This window comes from Marinobacter goseongensis, assembly GCF_023156235.1.
Taxonomy (GTDB): Bacteria; Pseudomonadota; Gammaproteobacteria; order Pseudomonadales; family Oleiphilaceae; genus Marinobacter; species Marinobacter goseongensis.
The window spans coordinates 96,647-121,213 of record NZ_JAKZAI010000004.1 but is presented as its reverse complement, the minus strand read 5'-3'; the positions used below and the strand labels follow the sequence as shown (position 1 = coordinate 121,213).

Sequence of the window (24,567 nt, the reverse complement as noted above, 5' to 3'; positions counted from 1 at the left end):
CTCTCCTCACTGGCGTCCCGGAGACTCGTTATCCACAAGTCGCAACGCCAGCCCAGAGGCCCGCACTACTTGCTGCGCCACACCGTCTTTCAGTACCCGGGCGTCGCCGGTGACCAGGCTGAACCAGTTCCTGGCGCGGGTGATCCCGGTGTAGATCAGTTCCTTGGTCAGTACCGGGCTGAGGCGATCCGGCAGTACCAGGCAGGTGTGGTTGAACTCCGATCCCTGGGATTTGTGCACGGTCATGGCATACACCGTCTCCAGTTGTTGCAGCCGGCTGGGGGAAATCCAGCGGATGCCACCGGCACTGTCGCTGCTGGGGAAAGCCACCCGCAAGGTGTCTTTGGGCGTGCCGGAGTTGTTGCGGTCCCAGGGCACATTGAAGGCAATGCCGATATCCCCGTTCATCAGCCCCAGGTTGTAGTCGTTGCCGGTGACCAGCACCGGCCGCCCGGGGTACCAGCCTTCCGCTCGTGGAATCCACTGTTCTGCCAGCAGGTGCCGCGCAATGCGCTCGTTCAGCCCCTCGACACCCCAGGGCCCCTTGCGCAGGGCGCAGAGAACCTGGAAGTCGTTGAACGCCTCGAGCACCTCAAGCGCCAGGGCATCCCAGTCTTCCCGGGGGCTGTCCGGGGTCAGCGGGTGGTTCTGCATGCGCTCAAGGTAGTGCCGATAGCCGACCGGTGGCGGTAATTCAGCGCGGTTCACCACCCGGCCCTGCCCGGCGTTGCGGAAGCTGGCCGGGGTGCCGCTGATGGCGTGCTGGCAGATCCGCTCCAGGGTGGCCTCGGCATCGGGCCTGGCGGTGTGGCCGTTGAGCCAGATCACATCGTCGAAGGCGCCGTCGCGGATCTGTCGCAGCATGGCGGTGTCCAGCGAACGGGTGTTGACCGCTTCCGCCAGGGCGCGAATGCCGCTGTCGGACTGGAAGCGGTAACTCTTGCGCAGCATGGCAACGGCCTGGTCCATGGCCTGGCCGTGGGGGTCGATCAGGGTTTCGGGTACCCGGTCACCGGTGATGGCGGTCAGCCAGTCCGCGGTGTCCGGCACGTAGTGGCCGGCAAGCGCACGCTGGCACAGTTCGCCGAGCACGGCACCGGCATCCACCGAGGCCAGCTGATCCTTGTCGCCCAGCAGAATCAGCTGGGCGCTGGCGGGCAGGGCGTCGAACACCGAGGCCATCAGGTCGACATCCACCATGGAGGCTTCGTCGATCACCAGGATATCCACCGGCAGCGGATTGTCCCGGTGATGGCGGAAACGACGGCTGTCCGGCCGGCTGCCGAGCAGGCGGTGCAGGGTGGTGACCCGGGTGGGAATGTCCGCCAGCTGCACCCGGCCCGGCAGGTCTGCCAGTGGCAGGCGGCTGACGGCACCGCCAATGGATTCGTTCAGGCGCGCCGCGGCCTTGCCGGTAGGCGCCGCCAGCCGGATCCGCACTTTGCGCCCGGCCCGTTCCGGCGCTGCTCCGGCCACCGCCTGCAGCGCGGCCAGCAGATTCACCACGGTGGTGGTTTTACCGGTCCCGGGTCCGCCGGTGATGACAGCGAAACGATTGCGGGCGGCCAGGGCACAAGCCAGCTTCTGGTAATCCACCGCGTCGGTGGCGTGGAACAGCTGACCGAGGGCGGTGGCCAGGGTCCGTGCCGGCCCCGACTGGGGGTCGGCCAGGGCCGAAGGGTGCGTCAGCCGCTGGTGGATACCGTCGGCTATGCGTTGCTCGTAGCGCCAGAAACGGCGCAGATAGAGACGGCTGTCGTTGAGCACCAGCGGGGTCGTCAGTGAGCCATCACTTACAGCCATAGAGCTGACCAGGGCCAGCTCACAGTCCGAGAGGCTGACACGGGCCAGGACGTCAGCGGGTTTCAGCCGGCTCAGCTCTGCCGTCTCGGTATCGCTGAGCAGATCGCGCACCGGTTCTTCCGGCGGCAGTGACAGGGTGTTGCCGGCATCCGCCAGCAGGCTGGTCAGATCCACGCAGACGTGGCCCCGCCCTACCTGATGGGAGGTCAGCGCCGCCAGCAGCAACACCAGTGGGCGGGGACGGTCGCCCTGCTCCTCCGACAGCTCGCGGATCAGCCGCGCAAAAGCCAGGTCCAGCGGGCGAATCCATTCGGCCTGTTGCCACTGCAGCAGCAGGGCTTCGGTCGTGTCCAGGCTGGAGAGTGGGCGGCTATCCATCATCGGTTCCGCGTTGTCGCCCAGGTCCAGGGCGATCTGATGGTCGCTGTGCCCACCGTGCTTGCGGCTCATGGCGCCACCTCCCCGCTGTGGCCATCGAACAGTGCATCCAGTTGTTCCATCAGCACTCGCGGCGGTTTGTCGGTAAAGGCGCCGCCGCTGGCGGAGTCAACACCGCGCAGGAACAGGTACACCGCGCCGCCGATGTGGCGGTCGTAGTCGTAATCCGGCAACCGTGCTTTCAGCAAGCGGTGCAGTGCCAACAGGTACAGCACGTACTGCAGATCGTAGCGTTTCTCCAGAATGGCATCCCCCATGGCCTGGTCGGTGTAGGCGCTGTCATCCTCGCCGAGGGTATTGGATTTGTAGTCGAGCACGTAGTACTGGCCCTGGTGCTCGAACACCAGATCGATGAAGCCCTTGATCATGCCGTTGAAGCGGTTCTCCTCGACCTGTGGCCGGTCGGCGCCGTTCAGGGTGTGTCGGGTGACCAGCCGGTCGAGGGTGCGGATACTGACGTTCCGGCTTTCAAACCAGAACTCCAGTTCCGGGCGCAGGGTGGTCAGGGCCGACAGGCTGACGGCGGTGTCGCCGGCCCGGTCCAGCCGCAGTGGGCGGTCGATCAGCGCCAGCAGCCACTGTTGCAACGGTGCCACCCAGTCGTTCCAGCCCCGGGTGCTGCAGCGCCGGGTGAGCTGTTCCCGCAGCGTGGCGGGGTGCTCCAGTATGCGCTGGAAGCCGTGCTGGGTGCACCACTCCAGCAAGTCGTGCAGGAAGGTGCCGGGGCCGGCGCCTTTCGGAAAGTGATGGTGATTGCGGGTGTCCGGCGTGGGGGCCGAGTCGCCGTCCTCGCCGTTGCCCTGGCTGCTTTCTTCCAGCAGGTTCTGGGTCTGGGCGTCTTCCACCTCACCGCTGAAGGCGATGCCGGTGCCGGAGCGCCCGCTGTATTCGATGGAGGAGTAACTGGCAATCCACCAGTCTTCCCTGGCCTCACGGGTGGATTGCAGCGCCGGCCCCAGGGCGTCTGGAGCCGGTGGCGTGTACTGGGCCGCCTCCGCCTGCGGCAGAGGGGTGACGGCGATGGTCGCCCGGCCTTCGGCCAGCTGCTCCAGGCAGGCGGTGATGCGATTGCGCCCGTCACCCCCGATCAGATAGCCCAGGCCACTGTGCTGCCAGTCTTCGAGCGCCGCCGCGCCGACCCAGGTGGCGAAGCGCGCGCGGGTCAGGGCGACGTAGAGTTTGCGGATGTCCTCGCCCAGGCGCTCCCGGTCTGCCCGGGCGACGTCTTCCGGGCTCGGGTCGAACACAATGACCGGTTGGCCCTGGCCATCGTGGTAGCGTACGAAGGCCTGTTTTTCGTTCTGGGCGCGAAAGGCGGTGCCGAAGGGCAGGAACACCAGCGGGTATTCCAGACCCTTGGATTTGTGCACGGTAATCACCTTGACCAGCCCGGCGTCGCTTTCCAGGCGCAGGGTGCGGTGTTCGTCTTCTTCGTCTGCCGCGCGCAGAATCTGGGTGTAGTGGTGGACCAGGGCATGTTCGCCGTCCAGCTGCAGGCTGTCCTGCTGCAAGAGTTCGGCAATGTGCAGTATGTCGGTCAGCCGGCGTTCACCGTCGGCCCGTTGCAGCAACCGCCCGGGCACCTCGAAATCCATCAGGAAGCTGCGCAGCATCGGCAGCACACCCTGTTTCTGCCACTGCTGCTGGTAGCCCATGAAACGCTCGATTTCCCGCTCCAGCACGAGTTCATCGGTGAGCAGTGCATTCAGCGCCTGCCAGCTCTGTCCGAGTGTCGGCGTCGCCAGCGCCGCCCGGGTGAAGGCCAGCTGGCGCGGCTCGGCAAAGGCCCGCAGCCAGCACAGCATTTCCCGGGCTTCCCGTGAGGTCAGCACGGAATCCCGGTCAGACAGATACACACTCTTGATGCGCCGGCGTGCCAGGGCGTCGCGCACGGCGGCGGCCTCGTTGCGGTTGTTGACCAGAACAGCGATGTCCTGCGGGGCAACCGCTTGCAGGTCATCGGGCTGCTCGGCCAGGGCAAAACCGGCCTGCTGTTTTTGCCCCAGGGTCAGCAGGCGGGCGATCTCACTGGCGCAGCTGTCGGCCACCTCGGCGGTGGCGTGGCCTTTGGCAAGGGCTTTCGGTTTGCCGCTGCCTGCGGATTCGTGATCCGATTCGCGATCGGAGTCGAGTGTCCAGAACGTCAGGCTGGGTTGCACCTGGCCGTTCACCGACCAGAGCCGTCGGGTGCCGTTGGCCGCCACGCCCTGGAACGGTAATGGTGAGGTGTCGCCCTTGCCGAACAGGAACGCGCCGTCGCTACTGTGCTGATCGCTGTGTTCGAACACCCGGTTGACGGCCTCGACCATGGGCTCGGCAGAGCGGAAGTTGGTGCCCAGGGTCCAGGTGCGCTCCTGCACGCCCACGCGGGCCTGCAGGTAGGTGTGGATGTCCGCGCCGCGGAAGCCGTAGATGGCCTGTTTCGGGTCACCGATCATCAGCAGGCAGGTGGCCGGATCACTGCCCGCCACGTTGTAGATGCGGTCGAAGATGCGGTACTGCACCGGGTCGGTATCCTGGAATTCATCAATCAGTGCCACCGGGAACTGGCGTCGGATGGTGGCGGCCAGCTGGTCGCCACGGGGACCGTGCAAGGCGTCGTCGAGTCGGGTGAGCAGGTCGTCGAAGCCCATTTCCGAGCGCCGCTGTTTCTCCGTTTCCAGCCGGGCCGCCATCCAATGGCTGGCGTGGCGCAGAATATCGGACTTGGCACTGGGCGGGTTCAGGCTGAAATCCAGCAGCGCATTGATGGCGTCGAACGCCGGGTGATGGGGCGCCGGGTCCTCGCCTTTGAGGATGTTGTTGAGGCCGTGGGGGGTCTGGTTCTTGAATCCGGCCTTGTCGAGCCCCTGCGGTAGCAGCTCATCGGAGTCGGCCCAGGCGATCAGGATGTCCCAGCTGGCAACCATCGCTTTCTTGCTGCCACCGTGCAGCCGCCTGGCTTTCTGCAGGTCGTCCAGCAGCGCCAGTACGTCGTGCTGCCAGTCAGCCCAGGGCTGTGCTTTCAGTGCGCGGGAGCGTTCCAGACGCTGGTTCACCACCCGGTCAATCGCCTGCTGCACGTTGTCCGGCGGGGTGCCGAGGCTGTCCGGGTCGTCCATCAGGTTGCGCACCGCCTTGCGCAGATCCGCAGGGGTTTTCCAGTGGCTCAGGGCTTCGTCCATCAGCGCCGCCGGCAGTGGATACACAAAGGTGCGCCAGTAATCCCGGGCAACGTCGTCCAGCAGTTCGCTCTGGTCGGTCTCCAGGGTAAGCTTGAACAGGCTGCCGCTGTCGAAGGCGTGTTCACTGAGCATGCGATTGCAGAAGCCGTGGATGGTGGACACCGCCGCCTCGTCCATCCACTCTGCCGCCAGCAGTAACTGCTTGCGACAGACCGGCCAGCTGGCCGGGTCCGGGTAGCTGTGATCCCGTAGCCGGTGGATCAGAGCGGTTTCTGCGGACGGCTCCAGGCTCTCGGCGGCGTCCGAGAACACCTCGGCGGCCTGGGTCAGCCGGGTACGGATGCGGTCCCGCAGTTCCTTGGTGGCCGCCTCGGTAAAGGTCACCACCAGCAGATTGGGCGGCAGCAGGTTGTGCAGCGGGCTGTCATTCGCCTGGCCGTGACCCAGCACCAGGCGCACATACAGAATGGCGATGGTGAAGGTCTTGCCGGTGCCGGCACTGGCTTCAATTAGCGCACTGCCGTTCAGCGGCAGTGCCAGCGGGTCCAGGTTGGGGTTGCGGTAAGTCATGCCTCACCCCCGATCTGTTCGGCCGCGGACTTGCCCTGCTCTGCTTCCCACAGCGGCACATAGAGTTCGTGCAGCAAGGCTTCGAATTCGCCGCTGGCCAGCAGCAACTCCGGGGTTTCGAAGGCACCGAGCAGGTAACCGGTGTCCCGCTCCAGAGCGTTGCTGTAGGCCTGCTCCGCATCGCGGATGGCACGCTCGTGATCGCCAACGAACTTCTTGCTCTGATAAAAACTGTAGATCCAGGCGAAACCGGCCTCACAGTGAACTGGCAAGGTCCGGGTGGTGGCGTCCATCCAGCGACTCAGGATCGCCTCGAAGCGGGGCCGCGCCTGCTCCGCTGGCATCGCGGCAAAATGGAAGCGGCGCCCTTCTTCCTTGCCCAGGATCAGGGTCTCAAACGGCTGCCCGCTGAGCTGGCCGGCGAGGTGAATCAGCCAGTCCCGCATCAGGTTGGCGTAGCGTACCTTCCTGCTGTAACCGGCGCCGGTGAGCAGGCTCGAACTGGCCACCACCAGCCGGCACAGCTGGCCCTCCCGATTGCTGCGCAGGCCGTCGATGAGATCCGCCACCTCCATGGAGCCCATGGTGTTGTCATAGCGGTAGTCAAAGGGTAAAGGCTCGGCGAGGGCTTCCGGCCAGTCTTCGAGTGCGCTCTGATAGCGTTCGAACAGATCCGGCAAGCGCCCTGAAAGCTCGGTGCGCAGCCGGTGCTCGGTCACCCCCATGCCAAGGTCGCCGCGCCGCGCCATGCGATCGAGGGTGCTTTCCATGCGCTGGACCAGCTCCTCCCCGGAGCCGGCCTTGAGCAGCGCTTGCTGAACCAGTTCGGTGTCCAGCCGCCAGCGGTCAAGGCCGCTCAGGTCGAAGTTCTCGTTGTCGGTGTCGTCGTCCGCCACCTCGTCAAAGCGTACCTGCAGGCGACGCTGGTAGAAGGTGTCGATGGGTTTTTTCAGGAAACCGGCCAGATCGTTCAGGCTGATGGGCTCCTCCGGGCTCTGGAATGGCAGTGTCTGCCGGTCCTGCACCAGAGTGTCCACCCCATGGGCACTGCGCCATTCTCGCTCGTAGGTGAACAGGCTGCGGGCCTGCAACACCTCGGCCAGCGGCCGGGGTGGGCTGTGCTCGCCCGGCGCCAGGCCGTTGGCCTGGGGAAAGTAGTCGCGGCTGAACGGTTGCAGCGGGTGCCGGGTGGTCAGCGCCCGGGTCGCGGATGCCCCGGGCGCGCCGGCTACGGCCCACAGGCTGTCGAGATGGTCCTGCAGCTGGCCTACCAGCACCGAAGGCGGGCGCTCGGAGTCATCGCGGATGCTGCGGCCCACCCAACTGATGTACAGCTGCTCCCGCGCCGATAGCAGCGCTTCCAGGAACAGGTAGCGGTCGTCTTCCCGGCGCGAGCGATCCCCCGGGCGAACATCCTGGGCCATCAGGTCAAAGTCCACCGGCGGCCGCGAGCGGGGGTAGTCGCCGTCGTTCATACCCAGCAGGCACACCCGGCGAAACGGAATGGCGCGCATCGGCATCAGCGTGGCGAAGTTGACCTTGCCGGCCAGGAAACGCTGGTTCAGGCCGCCTTCGTCGAGGCCATCCAGCAGCACATCCTTGACGATGTTCAGTGGCAGCGGCTGCGCGTGCAGCCCGGCGGCGTGGGCGTCTTCCAGCCACTGTTCCAGCTGGCGGCGGAAGCGATTGAGCAGTAACAGGTCACTGCCTTCAACCTTGTGGAAAAACTGGCCGAGCATGGCGGAGAACAGGGCTTCCCAGTCACCGGGTGTACGGGTGCTTTGCAGTGCCTGCCACAGGGCTTCCAGCTGGTGCACGAATTCACTCAGGCGCCCGGCCAGGCCGGCTTGCAGGCCGCCGATTTCACCGTAGGGCTCCACTCCTGCCCAGGGATCATCCGTGCCCATGCCGTAACCGAGGAGCATGGCTCGCAGGCCGGATTGCCAGGTGTTGCGGTCCAGCTCCACCGGTAAATCGAGGCTGGCCCGGTGCTGGCCGTGCAGGCCCCAGCGGATATTCGCTCCCTCCACCCAGCGCCGGGCCTGCGGAATCTCATCCTCGCAAATGCCGAAGCGGTCGCGGATGCCGGGCACTTCCAGCAGGCTGAGGATCTCGCTCACGGCGAAGCGGCTGCGGGGCAGCGACATCAGGGTTTCCAGAGCAATCAGCACCGGCTCGTGGTGACGCTGGCCCTGGTCGGAAATGGTGAACGGAATGTGGCGTTTGTTGCCGGCGGCATGAAGGCCGAACACCGCCTGGATATGGGGCGCATAGATATTGATGTCCGGCACCATAACGATGACGTCCCGCGGCCGCAGCTCGGGGTCGGCGTTGAACGCGGCCAGCAGCTGGTCGTGCAGGATCTCCACTTCCCGCTGCGGGCCGTGGGCGTCGTGGAACACCAGGGAGTGGTCGTGGCGCGGATCCAGCTGGCGCTGCTGCGCGCGGATCTCCTGCAGCGGCGTCAGGTTGTGAATGTCGTTCTGCAGCTGGTGCAGAAGGCAGGGGGATTGCGGGTCGCCGTGATCCGTAAAGATGTCGATCTTCTGGCCCGGGGTCTGGAAACTGGCGCGGTAGTCATCCGGGTTGTCGAACTCATCCAGCAGGCGGATGTAGTCGCGGCCCTGTTTGCCCCAGGCCGCCAGCAGCGGGTTGGCGTGCTGGTGCAGCTGGTCCGGATCATCGATCCGCGACAACACCGGATGGACTGCGCCCCGCTTGCGCTCGGCCTTGAGCAGTTCGCGGTCGCTGATGATGTCGGCCCAGTAGTAGTGGCAGGGATTGTGAACACAGAGCACCACCTGGCTGAAGCGGCTGAGCACGTATAGGGCTTCCAGGGCCTGCCGCGGCAACGACGACACCCCGAACACCACGATGCGTTGCGGCAGCCGCGCCGGATTGGCCGGCGTGCTGATACGCTGGCCCTGCGCCATGAAACGGGTGTGAATTTGCGACCGGCTGGTATCGGCGGCCTCGCCCACGTCGGCCACCAGTTTACGCCAGAGCAGGGGCTGCCAGCGGGTTTCCGGATCCAGCGCTTTGTTCTCGCCGCGGGCGGTGATGGTCACGTCCCTGCCCTGTTCCCAGGCCGCTAACCAGTCGGCGCGGAACACCTGATACTGGTCAAACAGATCGGCGACTTTTTCCGCCAGCTGGAAGTTGCGCAGATCGGTATCGCTGCCATCCAGAAACCGCGCCAAAGGCGTGAACGCCTCATGCTGCCCGACCAGCGCCGGCAACAAGCGATACAGTCGCCATACCAGCCGGCGTTTGTCGAAGGGGGACTGCTCCGGTACTTCGCCGTCGGGCAGCACCGCACGGTAGGCCTGCCAGATAAACCGTGCCGGAAACAGGAAGTCCATGCCGGCGGCAATGCCCAGTCCGCCTTCCACGCCATCCTCGGTGCGCGTCTCCGCCAGCGCCAGCTTCAGCCACTGGGCGATGCCGTTGCTCTGCACCAGAAAGGTTTCGCTCTGCAGCGGTGGCATCGGGTTCTGGCGGCAGATGTACACCACCGCCCGGCGCAGATCTTCCAGGTGGTTGGCGTGAATGGCGTGGAAGCCGGGCTCGATGGCGGCGGGTGCAGGGGTGGACGAAGCGGCCATGGGTTTCCTTGTCGGGTGTTCGGTTCGTGCCTGAGGTCACAGGTTACCGCATGTGACCCCAGATGCAGACACCCGGCAATGTCTGATTACAGGAAAGTTATGGCCAGTGTGGCGTACCGTGGCGACACAGGGTGTCGCCACGGTGGATCCGGTGCAAGTCCGGGGGGAAGGCAGTACAGTCGGTGCTAGAGCGGCACCCGCATGGTTTCCAAACTGCTGTCCGGCATGCCGATCATTTCGTCGGTGCCGGTGGGCGGGATCACTTCGGTGTGCTCAACGCGGTAGCCGTGAAAATAGTCCCGCACCGCGCAGGCACCGGTAAACATCACCGGTTTGTCGTAGGGATCGGTCAGAACGTAGCCTTCGCCGTCCAGATAGAAACGGGCCATGTAGTAGCGGCCTTCCATCGAGACGATTTCCAACAGCGAGATAGTGTCGTGTTTGTGGGTTTTCAGTTGGCCAGTGTCCATGTGCATCGGAAGTCTCCCGCGCGTTTGTTGTCGTAAAAAGAGGTACGGAACCACGGTGAAAACAGGTCAATAAACGAGCAACTATGAGCAGGATTGAATTGGTCAGGCAGGCGGTGGATGAGCATTTGGCTGATCCCTACGACCTGCTGGCGGTACGACTGATGTTCCCCCCGGACCGGGAGGCCGTAAAGATCGATCAGGAAATCAGGGACCTCTATGTCTATCCGGAACGGCTGGAGAGCGGTTACCGGGACGAGTGGCGGGCGCTGGCCACGCGAGCCCTGTTCCGGCACGCCTTCGACGATCACTGGCGCTCGGACCCGGACAACCTGAACCGGTACCTGGCTTACCTGCGGGATCAGGCCATTCCCCGCTGCATCCATGAGCACATCGGACTGTTCCGGACATTGGGAGAAGTGCTCGCCATTGCCCGTGCGGACAATGCGGTTGCCTTTCCTGACCCCACCCGGCAGGCGCTGATGGAGCTGATCTGGCCCGAGGGGCGACGGTCCTGAAGCGACCAGGGAAAGAGCGGGGAAAGAATCCGTGGTACGTCGGCATCCGTATTGATTAAAATATAAACAATGAAGGGGTAACACTATGGACCGCAACGCCATCCGTCTCCGTACCAGGGCGATACCGATATTACTCGGTGGCCTGATGGTCGCGCTGATCTGGTCATCTCAGCCCCTCGCCGGCGATAAGGAAGCCGACATCCGGGAAGCCATCCTCAGCCAGATCGAAGCGTTCGCCAATGAAGACAGCGAGCAGGCCTGGGCCCATGCCTCGGAGGGGATCAAGCGCCGTTTTGGTTCCTCACAGGTGTTCCTGGACATGGTGCGTGAGGCCTACCCCGCCGTGCACAGTGCCACCGCCATCGAGTTCGCCGAGCGTGTGCCCCACGGCGCGTTCGAGATTCAGGCGGTCAGGTTGCAGGGGCCGGAAGGTGGACGCTGGGACGCTTATTACAACATGGTGCTGATTGAGGGCGAGTGGAAGATCGCCGGCGTCCGGTTGCAGCCGGCGGAAACCGGAATCTGACGCTGGCTGCAGCATCAGACAAGATGACGCCCTCCGTCCAGCGGAATGGTTCGGCCGGTGATGTAGGGATTGTTCAACAGAAAATTGAGTGTCTGCACCGCGGCATCCACCCCCGGCTCGATAGCCATCAGGGACTTTTTCAGGGTTTTCTTGCGATATTCTTCGTTGTCACCGTCGTTAAACAGGATCAGCGATGGCGCCACACTGTTCACTTTAATCCCGGGTGCCAGCAGGCGTGAGAAGGAAAGCGTCAGGTTCGCCAGTGCGGCCTTGCTGGCGGAGTAGGCAATGTGTTTTGCACTGCCCTTTTCCACTACGTAGTCGGTCATGTGAATGATGTCGGTGGTGCTGTCGCCCTGCTCAAGCAGATCCCGGCACGCCAGATTGATGCAGTATGGCGCCATCACATGCACCTGCAGCATGGCCTGCATGACATCGGTCGGATCTGTATCCGGCCGTTCCGGAATCCAGTCCGAGGCATTGTGAACGATCGCCCGCAACCGGTCGGTTGTCTGCCGCAAGGTGTTAATAAACGCATTTACCCCTTCTGTGGTCGCAAAATCAGCGTGTAAACACTGGGCCCCGGCTTTCTGCAGGGCATCCACCGCGGGGCGATAGGTGCGATAGGTCAAAATCACCGGTTGGCCCTGCGCAAGGCAGGCTCGGGCCAACGCGAGGCCGATGCGCTGGCCGGCGCCGGTAATCAGGATGGGTGCAGTCATAGGACGGTTCAGGCCTTGGTCTGTTGGATGTCAGAGTGAGATACGACCGAACCGGCCGGGCGGAGTCATCGGCGCCTCGACTTTTCTGGCCCGCATACGCGGTCTGAGTACCGGGGGACAGATCACGGATTATGTGCGACCATTTCGTGACCCATGAGTCATCAGGCGATGCGATAACCCCCACTATGCCCGCAAGTACCCCGACGGATGCACGGCCTGTGAGTGCCGGTCTCGAAAACCCGCTGTACTATCTCGAAAACCTCGAAACCGTGGTCGGGTGGGTGACGGATTACCACGGCGATTTGCTGACCGCGGTGGAGCTCCGGCGATTGGCCGGCTTCCGGGCCCTACCCACCCCTGCTCGCGCGCTTCTGACGCGCATGATCATGCGCTCCGGCGACCTGTTCCGGGTCGACAAGCTGCGTTACCCGGAGGTTGAGGGGTGCGAGGACCGGGTGATTCACCATCTTGTTCTGAGCGAATGGCTGGACCCAGCGCCAACGGTTTCACTGCCTGAACTATTCCGGCTGTTCACGCTGGCCGAACTGCGGCCTGTATTCGCCGACACACTGGCCGCCCTGGGTTTGCCCAGGTCCTTGCCGAAAGGCCAGATGCTTGACCGGCTGCGCGCGGTTTACCAATCGCCCCGACCCGTGATCGAGTGGCTGGGTGGCCCCGCCGCGGTTGCTCGTCTTGATTGCATGGCACTGTTCGACAGAATAAGGCTGATGTTTTTCGGTAACCTGCGCCAGAGCTGGTCCGATTTTGTCTTGGTGGAATTGGGCCATCAGCGCTATGAAACCGTGCGCTTCACGCCCGATTCGAGGGCCTTTGCGACCCGGGAGGAGGTCGACCTGTATTTGGCCATGGACCAGTGTCGCCAGAGCCTCGATGAGGGCGTGGCCCTCGGTGACGTCTGGGCAGCGGTGCCGCCGCCGTCGGATAACCGCTGGCTGACCCGCCGCCGCGACCGGTTGTTGCTCGAGCTGGGACGCGCGGCGGAGCGGAGCGGGGATCGAGATCTGGCCTTGCGGGCGTTTGCGGCCAGCGGGCACCGGGAGGCGAGCCTCAAACACCTGCGCCTGTTGGAGCGACTGAAACGGTTTGACGAGGCCTGGATCATTGCGCAACGCTGGCAGCAGCAGGCCCTGAGCGATGCCGAGATTCAGGGTCTGACCCGCCTGCTCAAACGATTGGGACCCAAAGTGGGTCACCCTGCGCCGCAGGCACCCGCAGCCGCTGAGATTGCCACCCACACACTGATTCTGCCAAAACCGCAGACAGGTTCTGTCGAACACGCGGTCAAACAGCAGCTCTGGCAGGATGACGCTCCGGTGTATTACGTCGAGAATACGCTGATCAACGCTCTGTTTGGCCTACTGTGCTGGGAGGCGATCTATCAGCCGTTGCCGGGAGCGTTCTTTCACCCGTTTCACGTGGGCCCGGCAGACCTGAATGGAGAGGATTTCATCGCCCGACGCGCCGCGGCGTTTGACGCCTGTCTGGATCTGCTGAGGCGTGGCGATCACGGGCCCGTCATTCGCCGCAATTTCGCGGCCAAGCAGGGTATCACCAATCCGTTTGTGGTGTGGCCGGTGATTCATCAGGAGTTGCTGGACAGCGCATTGTGCTGCTTGCCGGCCACCGATCTGGACAGGATGTTCCGCAGGTTAATGGCCAATCTTCGTGAGCATCGCAGTGGATTGCCGGATCTGATCCGGTTCTTTCCGAACCGGCCGGAGGGTGAGGCCCGCTACGAGATGATCGAGGTGAAGGGTCCGGGAGACCGGCTCCAGGACCATCAGGTTCGCTGGCTTGAGTTCTTTGCCAAGGAGGGCATTCCGGCCCGGGTCTGTTACGTGCGCTGGCACGACGGTGAGGCCCTGGCATGACGCTGACGGTTGCCGTTCGCACCCTCTGCGAGTTCGCCGCCCGCACGGGCGATCTGGATTTTCGCTATACCCCGGCGCCCAGCGCCGAGGAGGGCATTGCCGGCCACCAGGCCATTCAGTCCCGGCGCGGTTATGGCTGCAAAAGTGAGTACTCACTGACCGGAGAATGTCTGGGGTTGAGACTGATAGGGCGTGCCGATGTCTACAACCCCCATCGTGGCCGGCTGGAGGAAATCAAGACCCACCGCGGTGACCTGTCACGCATTCGGCAACATCAGCGGGCGCTCCATCGCGCCCAGTTGCGGGCCTATGGGGCCCTGCTGTGCCGGCAGGAAGATCGCAACACCGTGGAACTGGCGCTGATCTACTACGACACCGGCAAGGACAAAGAAACCCCGGTGGTGGAAACCGCCGGCGCCGACGAACTGTGGCAGGAACTGGAGGGGCTGTGCGGTCAGTATCGGGCCTGGGCCGAGCAGGAAGCGCACCATCGGGAACAGCGGGATGCCCTGCTCTTGCAGCTGAGGTTTCCGTTTCCGGCGTTTCGCCCCCGCCAACGCCAGCTGGCGGAGACGGTGTACAAGAACTCGGTAAAGTCCGCCACGCTGTTGCTGGAGGCGCCCACGGGTCTGGGCAAAACCCTGGGTACCCTGTTCCCGGCGTTGAAGGCGATGCCGGCGGCCGGGCAGGACCGGCTGTTTTACCTCACCTGCCGCAATACCGCACGCAGCCTCGCGATGGAGGGCGTCGCCCGTTTGCAGGCGGCGCAGGCGGTGTCCCGGTGGCCGTTGCGTACCCTGGAACTGGTGTCGAAAGACGACGCCTGCGAGCACCCGGACAAAGCCTGCCATGGTGACTCCTGCCCGTTGGCGAAAGGCTTTTTTGACCGGCTGCCCGATGCCCGCGCCGAGGCGGCACAGACCGAAGGCACTCTCGATCAGGGGGCGTTGGCGAAGATCGCCACCGGTCACGACATCTGCCCTTATTTTCTGGCTCAGGAAATGGCGCGCTGGAGCGATATGGTGGTAGGCGACGTCAACCGGTTGCTCGATCAGTCTGCCCTGCTCCACGGACTGATCAGGCAGAACAACTGGAAAGCCAGCGTGCTGGTGGACGAGGCCCACAATCTGGTCGACCGCGGCCGCGGCATGTACTCGGTGCGACTCGACCAGCAACGGCTGTTGCGCGTGAAAAAGACCGCCCCCAAAGCGCTGAAGCCGGCCATCGACCGTACCGCCCGGGCCTGGCAGAGCCTGATCCGTGACCACCCGTGCGATGATAACGCCCCGGTATTTCTGGATACCTTGCCGGCGTCGCTGCTGGGTGCGCTGCAGGCGATGGTTTCTGGCCTGTCCGATTACCTGGCGGAGCATCCACCGGATCTGGCGCTGCAGGACATACTGTTCGAGAGTGTCGGCTTCATGAAGCTGGCGGAAGTGTTCGGAGATCATTCCCTGTGCGAATTTACCCGCCGCGGGCGGGGTCGGGCCAGCCTCACCATCCAGAACCTGATCCCGGCGGATTTTCTGCGGGATCGGTTTGCGGCGGCGCACTCGGTGCTGCTGTTTTCGGCGACCCTGAGTCCCGGTGTCTATTACCGCGATTTGCTCGGCCTGCCCCCGGATGCGCGCTTCACCTCCCTGCCCAGCCCGTTCACTGCTGACCAGTTGCATGTGCAGTTCACACCGGGCATCAGTACCCGCCAGGCTCACCGCGAGGCCTCGCTGGCGCCGATTGCTGCGCTGATCGCCCACCAGTTCCGCGAGCGGCCGGGGCATTATCTGGCGTTTTTCAGCAGCTTCCAGTACGCCCGTCAGGTCAGTAATGCACTCGCCACCGCCGCCCCGGACGTGCCCCAGCGGGCGCAGCAACCGGGCATGTCGGCCCAGCAACGCCGTGAATTCCTGGCGGGGTTCCGGCAGCCCGAGGGCAGTGTGGCGTTTGCGGTGTTGGGCGGGGTGTTCAGTGAGGGCATCGATCTGCCCGGTGAGCAACTGATCGGGGCTTTTGTGGCGTCGCTTGGTCTGCCGCCCTTTGATGCCTGGCATGAGATCCTGAAGGCGCGGCTGGAGCAGCGTTTCGGTGCCGGTTACGACTATACCTATCAGATTCCCGGCCTGCAGAAAATTGCTCAGGCCGCCGGAAGGGTGATCCGTACTCCGGAGGACCGGGGCGTGATCTGGCTGATCGATGATCGCTTCCTGCGCCCCGCCACCCGGGCCCTGTTGCCGCGCTGGTGGTTTCAACCCCCGGATTCGTCCGCGCGGCAGGGTTCCCCTGCGCCGCAGGGACTAGGACGGGGAATGCTGCCGCAGTGATGATTCCAGGTTTTTGGTGTCGGTAATATCCACCAGCGTGACCACCACGCCGTCGATCACGTTGTCGAGCCGACGGTACGGTATGATGCGGACTGCGAACCAGCGGTCGTCGTTGGTGGAGACCTGTCTCTCGCTCACCGCCAGGGTGTCCAGGGCGTGCTGTGCGTCTTGCTGAAGCTCGGGATAGTGCAGGCTGGTGGCCAGCTCATTGAGCGGACGGCCGATATCGCTTTTGCGCAGGCTGACAATGGCTGACGCCCGCTCGGTGTAGCGCCGCACGTTGAGATCGAGATCGAGGAACAGCACCGCAATCTCGATACTGTTGAGCACATTCTGCATATCGCTCTGGGCCAGGGCCAGATCATCCAGTTTGGTCTGCAGCTCGGTATTGATGGTTTGCAGTTCTTCGTTCATCGACTGCATTTCCTCTTTCGAGGTGGTCAGCTCCTCGTTGGCAGACTGCAACTCCTCATTGGTGGACTGAAGCTCTTCGTTGGAAGCCTGCAACTCCTCCCGGGACTCTTTCGCCTGCTGCCGCAGGGTGTCGATTTCCCGCTCGTATTGCTGCAGCTGCGCGGCGTGATCGGTCTCTTCGCCTGCGACGGCCTTGCGATGGCGGCGGCTGACCTGACCCGGTGCATCGCGGAACACCACCATGGTCATGCCGCTCATGGCCTCCGGCTCACGAAACGACTGAATGGTGACATCCACCGCCTGCAGGCCAGAGCCGGTCTTTACCAGCACGCCGCTGAGCTCCACCGGTTCCGGTTGCGCCACTGCCTGCTTCAGGGCGGTGTAGAGCGGGCCACGCAGCCCTTCGCGGGCCATGGCGTGGATGTTCCAGTTGGCTTTGCCAGCGGCGGGCTCAAGGTACTTGCCTGTGCGCCCGCTGATGTACACGATGTCGGCATCGGCGTTGAGCACCACCGCCGCCGGCGCATAGACCTGCAGCAATACCTGATCTGCAGCGGATTGCAGGTTGTTGGTGGCTTCTTGGGGCGGAACCGGGTTGGCTGGCACGGGCTGCTCCTTGAACAGAGTGGAAAGCGGAGGAAACGATTTTAGCAAGAACTCGGAGTGCCGCACGGACTCATAGGGTTTGCTGCGATACAGCCGCATTTTCGGCTTCAGCGGCGCGAACAGGTGATGCAACCGACCCACGGTCTCGGAACTGCCCAGCATCAGCAAACCGTTGGGTCGCAGGCTGTAGTGAAACAGCGGCAGAATCCGCCGTTGCAGTTTGAGATCGAAATAAATCAGCAGGTTGCGGCAGCTGATCAGATCCAGTTTGGTGAATGGTGGGTCGAGGATGACATCGTGGCGGGCAAACAGCACCTTGTCCCGTATGCTCGCATTGATCTGGTAGTAGCTGTCGTGCCGGGTGAAAAAGCGCGCCAGCCGCTCCTCAGACACCGTGTCCTGAATGCTGAGGGGGTACTGTCCGCGCCGCGCCACGGTGATGGCATCCGGGCTGATGTCGGAGGCAAAGATCTGCAGATGCAGTTCCCGCCCGGGTTCGGTCTGGTCCAGCGCCTCGGTGAAGGCCATTGCCAGGGAGTAGGCTTCCTCCCCGGTTGAGCACCCCGCCACCCAGGCGCGCAGAGTGTGCTCGCGGGGCACGCTGGCGAGCAAGTCCGGCAGGCCGGTTTCGATCAGGTACGCCCAGGTGTCCGGATCGCGGAAAAACTGGGTAACCCCGATCAGTAACTCCCGGAACAACAGCTCCAGTTCCTGCTTGTTGCCTTCCAGAAAGCGGATGTAAGCCTTCGGCGCGGCAATACCGTGAATTGCCATGCGGCGTTCGATCCGACGATTCAGGGTGGTGGGCTTGTACAGGGAAAAATCGTGCCGGGTGTGTTGCAGCAACAGGCTGAGGATCGGATCCAGGTGGCTGAGCGTGGCCGCTGGCGCCGCGGTGGCGCCGTCGCCCGGTTCAGGCACTCGGCGGGTGTAGGCCAGAATGCGCGCCGGCAGCTCATCCGCGGGGGCTATAATATCGGCGCAGCCGGCGGCGATGGCGCTTCTGGGCATGGCATCAAACTGTGCCGACTCGGGTGTTTGCACCACCGACAGCCCACCGGTGGCCTTGATGGCCTGCAGGCCCAGGGTGCCATCGGAGCCCATCCCCGACAGCACCACGGCAATGGCGAGTTCGTTCTGGGCACTGGCCAGGGAGGAAAACAGCACGTTGATCGGCAGGCGTAGTCCCCGCGGTTGCGCGGGTTCTTCCAGTTTGAGGGTATCGTCCTGTACCCGCAGCTCTCGATTCGGCGGAATCACATAGACCGAATCCGCACGAATCGGCATGTTCTGCTCCGCCTCGTAAACCCGCATGTCGGTGCAGCGCTGCAGCAGTTCCGGCAGTAGGGCCTTCTGGGTCGGGTCCAGATGCTGGACCACCAGGAACGCCATGCCGGTATCACCCGGTGTATGGCGAAAAAACTCCTCGAGGGCGATCAGGCCGCCAGCAGACGCGCCAATACCGACAATCCGCATCAGAAGGACGCAGTTTGGGGAGGGAATTCGCTCAGAACCATCAGAATGCTGTCGCCGGCGATGGCAGGCCGTGCACAGATGATCAGCGGCCGGTGGTCCGCAAGCTCAACCGGCAGGCTCGCAGTCATCGGCGTGCCGGGCGCGTCTTCCGCGGCCCTTCCGAGCAGTGTCAGGATGGCAAGTTCCTGACCGGGTGCCAGAAGTGCAGACAGGGCCTTGCCGGTCAGTGGCAGGGCGCCCTCGCCGAACAGGGTCTCAGCGGCCTGGTTGCCTTCAATAATTTCACCGTCGTTGGCAACAATGAGATAACTGACTGGTGCCTGTTCATACAGCGATTTGTAATGAGTGAGTTCCTCAACGATTTCCAGTTCGTTGGCCTGAAGCTGCTCATACAGAAGATCCAGTTCCACCTGATAGGTCTGAAGCTCGTGGAGCAGCTTGAGGGCGTCTGCTGCGGAGTCGGGCTGGCTGGCCCGTTCATACAGCAACTGCAAGGCATCCACACTAAGAGTGCCACCGTGATTGCGCGGTGGCACACCATGCTCGATCAAGTCCCTGGCGCTGCGCCGCAGGCGGTCGTGGCTTTCGGCATTCCGGTATCCATGTGTGGTGGCCATCGTATCTCCTTGTGAGGCTGCCTGAAACACACCTAACAACCCGTGCCTTCCAAAACCTGCGTTCTGCTTACGTCAATCGAGTTTACTCCACCTTGAAGCGCCCGAATAGCAGGCGGTGGCTGTTTTCGTCAACAGGATTCTGTTGTGTGCGTTAGCGTACGGACGATTCGTTATCCGGGCCCTAGTGTGAGAGACAAGGAGCAATGCCTGACCGCTCAGGTCCGGTGGTGCCCGGGCTTCCGTTTCTGGGTTCCGGCCGCTCCGTGGCATAAGGAGCCACGTTATGATTCCCGCTTGCGTAAGTGATACATGGTGATGGACTGGGCGCATGGACCTCTTTTTCAGCACCGATAAGTTCAAGGTCAACGGCCAGAGCTACACAGGCTTTCCGATCCTCATCGCCGCCGAGGGCCAGGTGGCAGAGGAGGCTCTGGACTTCTGTATCACCCATCTCATCAAGCGTGGACGGGTAGAGTCCAAGAAGTCCTGGGAGACCTATGGCAAGGCGCTGTATCAGTTCTTCGGCTGGTGCGAAGCCAATGCGATTGACTGGCGCGATGTGGGCAATGATCGGGAAGCCACCATTCTGGCCGAGTTCCGAGACTGGAACCTGAGTGAAGAGGGAGGAAGCCTGGCGGCCCGGACGGTGAATGCGCGACTGCGATTGCTCTGTGCGTTTTACCGCTATGCGTGCAACAGGGGCTGGGTTGAAAGCATCCCCTACGACATGGAGACGATCACGGTCAGCCAGCCCAAAGGATTCCTTGCGCACGTTGATGCCAGTGGCGGGGAGCGGGTGTCGGCAGATGTCATGCTGAAGACCCCGAGGACGGTGATTCGGGTGTTGAGCAAGCATCAATCCCTGGATCTGCTGAACGCCATCGACAACCCGACGCACAAGCTGATTGTGCGATTGGCACTGACGACGGGCCTGCGGCGGGAAGAGCTAGCGACGTTCCCGCTGAAGTACGTGATCGATCCCGCCACGTACTCCAAGCACCGCTCATTCATTCGGGTCAATCTCGATCCGAAAGACATGGCGATCAAACGTAAACAGGCACGGGGGATCGATGTGCCACGCACCGTCATGGAGGACCTCTGGCAATACGTGATTAACGAGCGTCATCGCCTTGAGAGCATCTCAGGCCAGTCTCAGCACACGCTGTTTCTGACGGCGGACGGCGTGCCGTATGCCAACGATGGTGCTGCATTCCTCGACGTCGTGAAGAAGGCTGGCAAGGCCGCTGGAATTCCCTACGTGAACGTCCATGTGCTTCGCCACACCTACGCCACCCACACCCTGTACGCAATGATGCAGGCGAAGGCTCAGACGCACGCCCTGCTGTACGTTCGCGACCGTCTCGGACACGCCTCTGTCACGACCACCGAGAAGTACCTGCACTGCTTCTCGGAGCTGGAAGATGCGCTGATGAACGACTATCAGAGCGAGATTGACGTCATCAGCCGGGAGGTGGCCTGTGGCTAAAAAGCAACTGCGATCACAGGCTTCAAGACCGGCCAGGGCACAAAACGATGACACGCTGGATCTCACCGCTCTGCCGCCTGCGCAAACGGTTGTCCGCCTGCCAGAGAGCGCCTCGAACTATCGCAACCTCGACTTTGGCAAGTATTACGGAGCAGGCTGTGATGCCATCGTGTATGCCGCCCAGCGCACGCTGGAGCGCATGGCTGATGCAAGTCGAAGAAGCGGCGGCAAGACGCTCAGCGCGACCACCATCGCCGGGTACTACCAGAGCGGGTTATCAGTCTTTCTGCCGCTTTGCGCCACGATGGCTGGCGCGCTGGCCCGCGACCTGCGCCTGGATGATATTGACCGCCCGCTGATTGACCACTTCATTGCGCACCTGCGGCAATCGGGAGGCAAGCTCGGGTCTCAGAAGAATCGGTATTCCTGCTCGAAATCAGTGCTGGTCGCCATGGGGCAGTCGGGCTGGATTGCCAAAGACATCTTCCCGCGCAATCCCTTCCCGCACTCGATCCGATCCGTGAAGGGTCAGACCGCCCTGAGCGAGCGTGAGCGAAAGGTGGTGCTGAAGGCTCTGAAAGCCGATATGCGGGCGATCATTGATAAAAGCGGCCCACTGACCCGTGCGGAGCTTACCGTTTGTCTGCTGGCGATTGCGGCCCGAACGGGCATCAATCCGGTCCCAGCAATTGAGCTGGCAACGGATTGTCTCCAGCCGCATCCCATCAAGGCCGATCGCTATGTCCTGGTGAGCGTCAAGCGGCGCGGCAATGCCACCCACATTCAGAGCCTGCGCCGCGCCGCTGACATTGAAGCCATGGTGACGGCGCTGCCGGATGTCGCCCGCATCATCGATCTGGTGCGTGAGCGCAATGCTGAACTTCGGGCGGGTAGTCGCTACCCCACCTCGTTGTTTGTGTATCAGGCGAGGAGCGGGCCTGGTCTCGGCAAGCCATCTCGCTTGTCATCAGAAATGCTCCGGACAGGCATCGCCAACTTCGTCGCCCGCCATGATCTGCGCGATGCCGACGGCCAACCGCTGACGCTCAACGTCATGCGCCTGCGCAAGACCTTCGAGAATCGGCTGTTTTCCCTGTCGGGCCAGGACCCGTTCCTGACGGCCAAGCTCGGCGGGCACACGCCGAAGGTGTCCAACGATCATTATCTGAAGGCACCGGAGACCGCCGAACGCGACTGGCACCTGATGGGGGAAGTCCGCGCCGAGGCGTTGCTGTCTCACGGCAAGGTCGCGCCGCTGCCGACCCAGAATACGCCAGTGGCGCAGTGTCGGGACACACGCCATGGTGATCTCGCGCCCAAGAATGGCGAGCACTGCCAGAAGTTTCTGGCCTGCTTTCGATGCCGGTCGTTCGTGGTGACGGGCGACGACTTGTATCGCGTGTACAGCCTCTACTGGATGCTGGTCCGCATGCGCGAGACGATGGGTGCCAGTGCCTGGAAGCGCGTGTACGGGCACATCATCCGGATCATCGACCGGGAAATCACCCCGCAGTTTGACGCTGAACTCGTAGCGATCCAGCGTCAGCGCGCCAAGGTCGATCCACACCCCTTTTGGCGTGATCCCGACTTGCTGGAGGGTGCCGCATGAATGAAGCCGCCTTCCGCGCAGAGCAGCTCAAGGCGCTCCAGGGCGCCGAGACGGGCGAACCCGATCCCGGCGTCATCATCACCGGCATGCGTCTGGATGATGGCAGCTACCACGTCCTGAGCCGCTATGGCGACCCCGTCTGGACGCTGCCCGATGCCCTCTTCGCCGCCGGCAAGAAAGACAACCAAAAGAAGCTGAACTTCGACCGGGTGCCGCCGGTCTTTCGGGGCGTGCTACGGACCTGCGTGGCGCACTACATGCTGGCTGGCATTGAGGGGCGCGGCCGACCCAAGGGGAGCACAATCCACAACTTGATGCAGCGCGCCGCTTCCTACCTCACCTGGCTGGATGATCGCGGCATTGGACGGCTTAGCGAGGTCACGCCGCTGGTCGCGCAGCAATATGTGGACTTCTGCCGGAGCTTGAAAAGCCGCAAGGGTGAGCCGTTGTCGGCGAATGCCCTGGTCTCCCGATTGGTGGCCGTTGAAAACCTCCAGATTCTCAGCCAACACACGGCTGATCCGATGCCGCCCCCCTGGCCGGAGTCCTCGGCCAAGCACCTGGCGGGACTGACGGGGCAAGGCAACCCTTATCGTCAGGAAGCCAAGACGACGATCATTCCGGATGATGTGCTGGGTCCGCTGTTCCAATCCGCCGTGGACTGGCTGGATCGGGCCGATGACATCATCGATCGTTGGGAGCAGATTCAGGCCTGGGCGGCACATGGGCTAGACAGAACGGAGCGGCTGAATCGAGCCAACAAGCAGGGCTGGAGCCTTGGTGAAGCCAACTCGGCGGCCCGCGACCTCCAATCTGCTTGCATGGTTATCATTTTGGTCACCAGCGGCATCCGCGTCTCGGAGCTGTGCTCGCTCGAAACCGGGTGCACCGCTACGAAAGAGGGCGATTACGGGGACCGATACCACTGGATGCGGGGCGTGTCCTACAAGACGGGCGCTGGCCCGTGTGACTGGCTGGTGGCTGAACTCACCCATCGCGCGATTGCCGTCGCCGAACGGCTGGCGAGTCCGCTGCAAGCGCGGCTGACACAGACCATTGCCGAACTGCGCGCTGCCAATCCGCGCGACCCGGCCATCACGCGATTGAGCGAGCATGCTTCCCGGCTGTTTTTGGCCGTACAACAAAAAAAGAACAATCGGATTGGCACGCTATCCACCATTTCTGTCATCGATCGCCTCAATGCGTTTGCTGCCCAATGCGGCTTGGATTGGCACTTCGCCCCGCATCAGTTTCGCCGCACCTTCGCGGTCTATGCGGCCCACAGCGCCTTCGGTGACTTGCGCTACCTGCGCGATCACTTCAAGCACTGGTCGCTGGACATGACTGGCCTGTACGCGATGAACCGTCAGCAGGACGCCGAACTCTACGACGAGATCGGCCTGGCCGCGCTGGGCATCAAGACGGACTTGCTGGAACACTGGCTGGAGCCGGATGCGATTCTTGCGGGCGGCGCTGCCGAGCCCGTCCGCGCCTTTCGCGCCAAGAGCAAAGCGGTGGCGACCAAGCATGACCGCGCCGACATGGCAAAAACGCTCAGCCCCTTGGTGCACATTCGGGCCACCGGCGTGGCCTGGTGTACCGCCGATACCGGCGGGTGCAACGGTGGTCAGGGCGCAGAGAAGACTCGTTGCGGCGACTGTGGCAACGCCATCATTGGCGAGTCGAGAAAGCCCGTCTGGCAGGGCATCTACGCCCAGCAGATCGAACTCCGCCAGTTGCCCGACATTGGCCCCGGTGGGCAGGAGCGGGTCGAGCGTGACCTTCAGCGGTGTCGAAAGGTTTTGACCGATCTCGGGGCATCAGAAGAGGAGTTGGACGATGTCGCAACCTGAAACGAGCACTCCCACTCCGACGCGAGGTGAGCTGACGGCAAAAGCCATTCGCCAGGCCATCTTGCGGATCGAAAAGGGTCGCCCAAAGGTGGTGAAGCCTGGCCGCAAGCTCAGCATCAAGTCCGTGGCGGAGGAGGCCGGCGTGAGCCGGGCGACCATTCATAACAATCACCCCGGCCTGGCGGAGCGTATCCGGGAGGCGGGCAACAAGGCTGCCAGGGCCCAGCGCGACGAGAAGAACGCCGCCCTGAAGGAGCTGCGGGCCAAGTACACGGCGCTGCGACAAGAGCACATCCGCTCCCGCGAACTCAACCAGGACATGGCATCTGAACTGGCGACGTTGGAGGCCGAGAATCAGCGTTTGCGCGCCATCGCGGAGAGCAAAAAAGTGGTCGTTTTTCCTACTAAAAAACCGAAAAGTGATACATGATGGAATATCGCACAAATACAGTAACTTACCTACTTATATCATGTTACTACCGG

Annotated in this window: 15 protein-coding genes; 8 read left to right on the top strand and 7 right to left on the bottom strand. The window is 63.2% G+C overall.

Annotation, left to right across the window (positions count from 1 at the left end):
• Positions 1-6: 6 nt before the first annotated feature.
• The 4 genes from recD to MLC70_RS04185 form a co-directional block, all read right to left on the bottom strand.
• Complete coding sequence (gene recD / locus MLC70_RS04200) at positions 7-2,253, bottom strand: exodeoxyribonuclease V subunit alpha (RefSeq protein ID WP_248181819.1); 2,247 nt, start codon at positions 2,251-2,253, stop codon at positions 7-9.
• Positions 2,250-5,975 carry an exodeoxyribonuclease V subunit beta gene (gene recB / locus MLC70_RS04195; RefSeq protein WP_248181818.1) on the bottom strand — a complete coding sequence of 1,242 codons (3,726 nt, stop codon included), beginning with the start codon at positions 5,973-5,975 and terminating at the stop codon, positions 2,250-2,252. Before recB ends, recD begins: the two co-directional genes overlap by 4 nt.
• Entirely contained in the window at positions 5,972-9,580 is a 3,609-nt protein-coding gene (recC, locus tag MLC70_RS04190) for an exodeoxyribonuclease V subunit gamma (RefSeq protein ID WP_248181817.1), read from the bottom strand. The genes recB and recC overlap by 4 nt, the downstream gene beginning before the upstream one ends.
• 185 nt (positions 9,581-9,765) lie before the next feature.
• Positions 9,766-10,056, bottom strand: a complete 291-nt coding sequence (locus MLC70_RS04185; RefSeq protein WP_248181816.1) for a DUF6482 family protein — start codon at positions 10,054-10,056, stop codon at positions 9,766-9,768.
• A gap of 77 nt (positions 10,057-10,133) precedes the next feature.
• On the opposite strand from MLC70_RS04185, the gene MLC70_RS04180 reads away from it, so the two are divergent.
• Positions 10,134-10,565, top strand: coding sequence for a hypothetical protein (locus MLC70_RS04180; RefSeq protein ID WP_248181815.1), 432 nt, complete (start codon positions 10,134-10,136; stop codon positions 10,563-10,565).
• A gap of 85 nt (positions 10,566-10,650) precedes the next feature.
• Entirely contained in the window at positions 10,651-11,091 is a 441-nt protein-coding gene (locus tag MLC70_RS04175) for a DUF4864 domain-containing protein (protein WP_248181814.1), read from the top strand.
• Positions 11,092-11,105: 14 nt separating this feature from the next.
• On the opposite strand, the gene folM is transcribed toward MLC70_RS04175, so the two are convergent.
• On the bottom strand, positions 11,106-11,813 hold the full coding sequence (gene folM, locus MLC70_RS04170) for a dihydromonapterin reductase (protein ID WP_248181813.1): 708 nt from the start codon (positions 11,811-11,813) through the stop codon (positions 11,106-11,108).
• A gap of 218 nt (positions 11,814-12,031) precedes the next feature.
• On the opposite strand from folM, the gene MLC70_RS04165 reads away from it, so the two are divergent.
• Together MLC70_RS04165 and MLC70_RS04160 are read left to right on the top strand one after the other, a co-directional pair.
• Complete coding sequence (locus MLC70_RS04165; RefSeq protein ID WP_345799532.1) at positions 12,032-13,705, top strand: VRR-NUC domain-containing protein; 1,674 nt, start codon at positions 12,032-12,034, stop codon at positions 13,703-13,705.
• Complete coding sequence (locus tag MLC70_RS04160; protein ID WP_248181811.1) at positions 13,702-16,023, top strand: ATP-dependent DNA helicase; 2,322 nt, start codon at positions 13,702-13,704, stop codon at positions 16,021-16,023. The genes MLC70_RS04165 and MLC70_RS04160 overlap by 4 nt, the downstream gene beginning before the upstream one ends.
• Here MLC70_RS04160 and MLC70_RS04155 read toward each other — a convergent pair.
• Both MLC70_RS04155 and MLC70_RS04150 read right to left on the bottom strand, forming a co-directional pair.
• Entirely contained in the window at positions 15,997-18,519 is a 2,523-nt protein-coding gene (locus MLC70_RS04155) for a chemotaxis protein CheB (RefSeq protein ID WP_248181810.1), read from the bottom strand. The genes MLC70_RS04160 and MLC70_RS04155 overlap by 27 nt on opposite strands.
• Positions 18,519-19,136, bottom strand: coding sequence for a PAS domain S-box protein (locus MLC70_RS04150; protein WP_248181809.1), 618 nt, complete (start codon positions 19,134-19,136; stop codon positions 18,519-18,521). The genes MLC70_RS04155 and MLC70_RS04150 overlap by 1 nt, the downstream gene beginning before the upstream one ends.
• A 328-nt stretch (positions 19,137-19,464) precedes the next feature.
• Between MLC70_RS04150 and MLC70_RS04145 the strand changes: the two genes are divergently transcribed.
• From MLC70_RS04145 to MLC70_RS04130, 4 genes are read left to right on the top strand one after another with little or no spacing between them, the layout of a single operon-like run.
• Positions 19,465-20,622 carry a tyrosine-type recombinase/integrase gene (locus tag MLC70_RS04145; protein WP_248181808.1) on the top strand — a complete coding sequence of 386 codons (1,158 nt, stop codon included), beginning with the start codon at positions 19,465-19,467 and terminating at the stop codon, positions 20,620-20,622.
• The gene (locus MLC70_RS04140; protein ID WP_248181807.1) at positions 20,615-22,231 is read left to right on the top strand and encodes a hypothetical protein; all 1,617 of its coding nucleotides are present in this window, start codon (positions 20,615-20,617) and stop codon (positions 22,229-22,231) included. The genes MLC70_RS04145 and MLC70_RS04140 overlap by 8 nt, the downstream gene beginning before the upstream one ends.
• A complete protein-coding gene (locus MLC70_RS04135; protein WP_248181806.1) occupies positions 22,228-24,084 on the top strand; it encodes a site-specific integrase in 1,857 nt (618 codons plus the stop codon). The genes MLC70_RS04140 and MLC70_RS04135 overlap by 4 nt, the downstream gene beginning before the upstream one ends.
• Positions 24,071-24,514: a helix-turn-helix domain-containing protein gene (locus MLC70_RS04130; RefSeq protein WP_248181805.1), complete on the top strand. Its 444-nt coding sequence runs from the start codon at positions 24,071-24,073 to the stop codon at positions 24,512-24,514. Before MLC70_RS04135 ends, MLC70_RS04130 begins: the two co-directional genes overlap by 14 nt.
• The last annotated feature ends 53 nt before the right edge of the window (positions 24,515-24,567 follow it).

Excerpts from the sequence above, each read along its gene's own strand:
- recD (WP_248181819.1), bottom strand. The coding sequence starts at position 2,253 with ATGAGCCGCAAGCACGGTGGGCACAGCGACCATCAGATCGCCCTGGAC.
- recB (WP_248181818.1), bottom strand. The coding sequence starts at position 5,975 with ATGACTTACCGCAACCCCAACCTGGACCCGCTGGCACTGCCGCTGAAC.
- recC (WP_248181817.1), bottom strand. The coding sequence starts at position 9,580 with ATGGCCGCTTCGTCCACCCCTGCACCCGCCGCCATCGAGCCCGGCTTC.
- MLC70_RS04185 (WP_248181816.1), bottom strand. The coding sequence starts at position 10,056 with ATGCACATGGACACTGGCCAACTGAAAACCCACAAACACGACACTATC.
- MLC70_RS04180 (WP_248181815.1), top strand. The coding sequence starts at position 10,134 with ATGAGCAGGATTGAATTGGTCAGGCAGGCGGTGGATGAGCATTTGGCT.
- MLC70_RS04175 (WP_248181814.1), top strand. The coding sequence starts at position 10,651 with ATGGACCGCAACGCCATCCGTCTCCGTACCAGGGCGATACCGATATTA.
- folM (WP_248181813.1), bottom strand. The coding sequence starts at position 11,813 with ATGACTGCACCCATCCTGATTACCGGCGCCGGCCAGCGCATCGGCCTC.
- MLC70_RS04160 (WP_248181811.1), top strand. The coding sequence starts at position 13,702 with ATGACGCTGACGGTTGCCGTTCGCACCCTCTGCGAGTTCGCCGCCCGC.
- MLC70_RS04155 (WP_248181810.1), bottom strand. The coding sequence starts at position 18,519 with ATGCGGATTGTCGGTATTGGCGCGTCTGCTGGCGGCCTGATCGCCCTC.
- MLC70_RS04150 (WP_248181809.1), bottom strand. The coding sequence starts at position 19,136 with ATGGCCACCACACATGGATACCGGAATGCCGAAAGCCACGACCGCCTG.
- MLC70_RS04145 (WP_248181808.1), top strand. The coding sequence starts at position 19,465 with ATGGACCTCTTTTTCAGCACCGATAAGTTCAAGGTCAACGGCCAGAGC.
- MLC70_RS04135 (WP_248181806.1), top strand. The coding sequence starts at position 22,228 with ATGAATGAAGCCGCCTTCCGCGCAGAGCAGCTCAAGGCGCTCCAGGGC.
- MLC70_RS04130 (WP_248181805.1), top strand. The coding sequence starts at position 24,071 with ATGTCGCAACCTGAAACGAGCACTCCCACTCCGACGCGAGGTGAGCTG.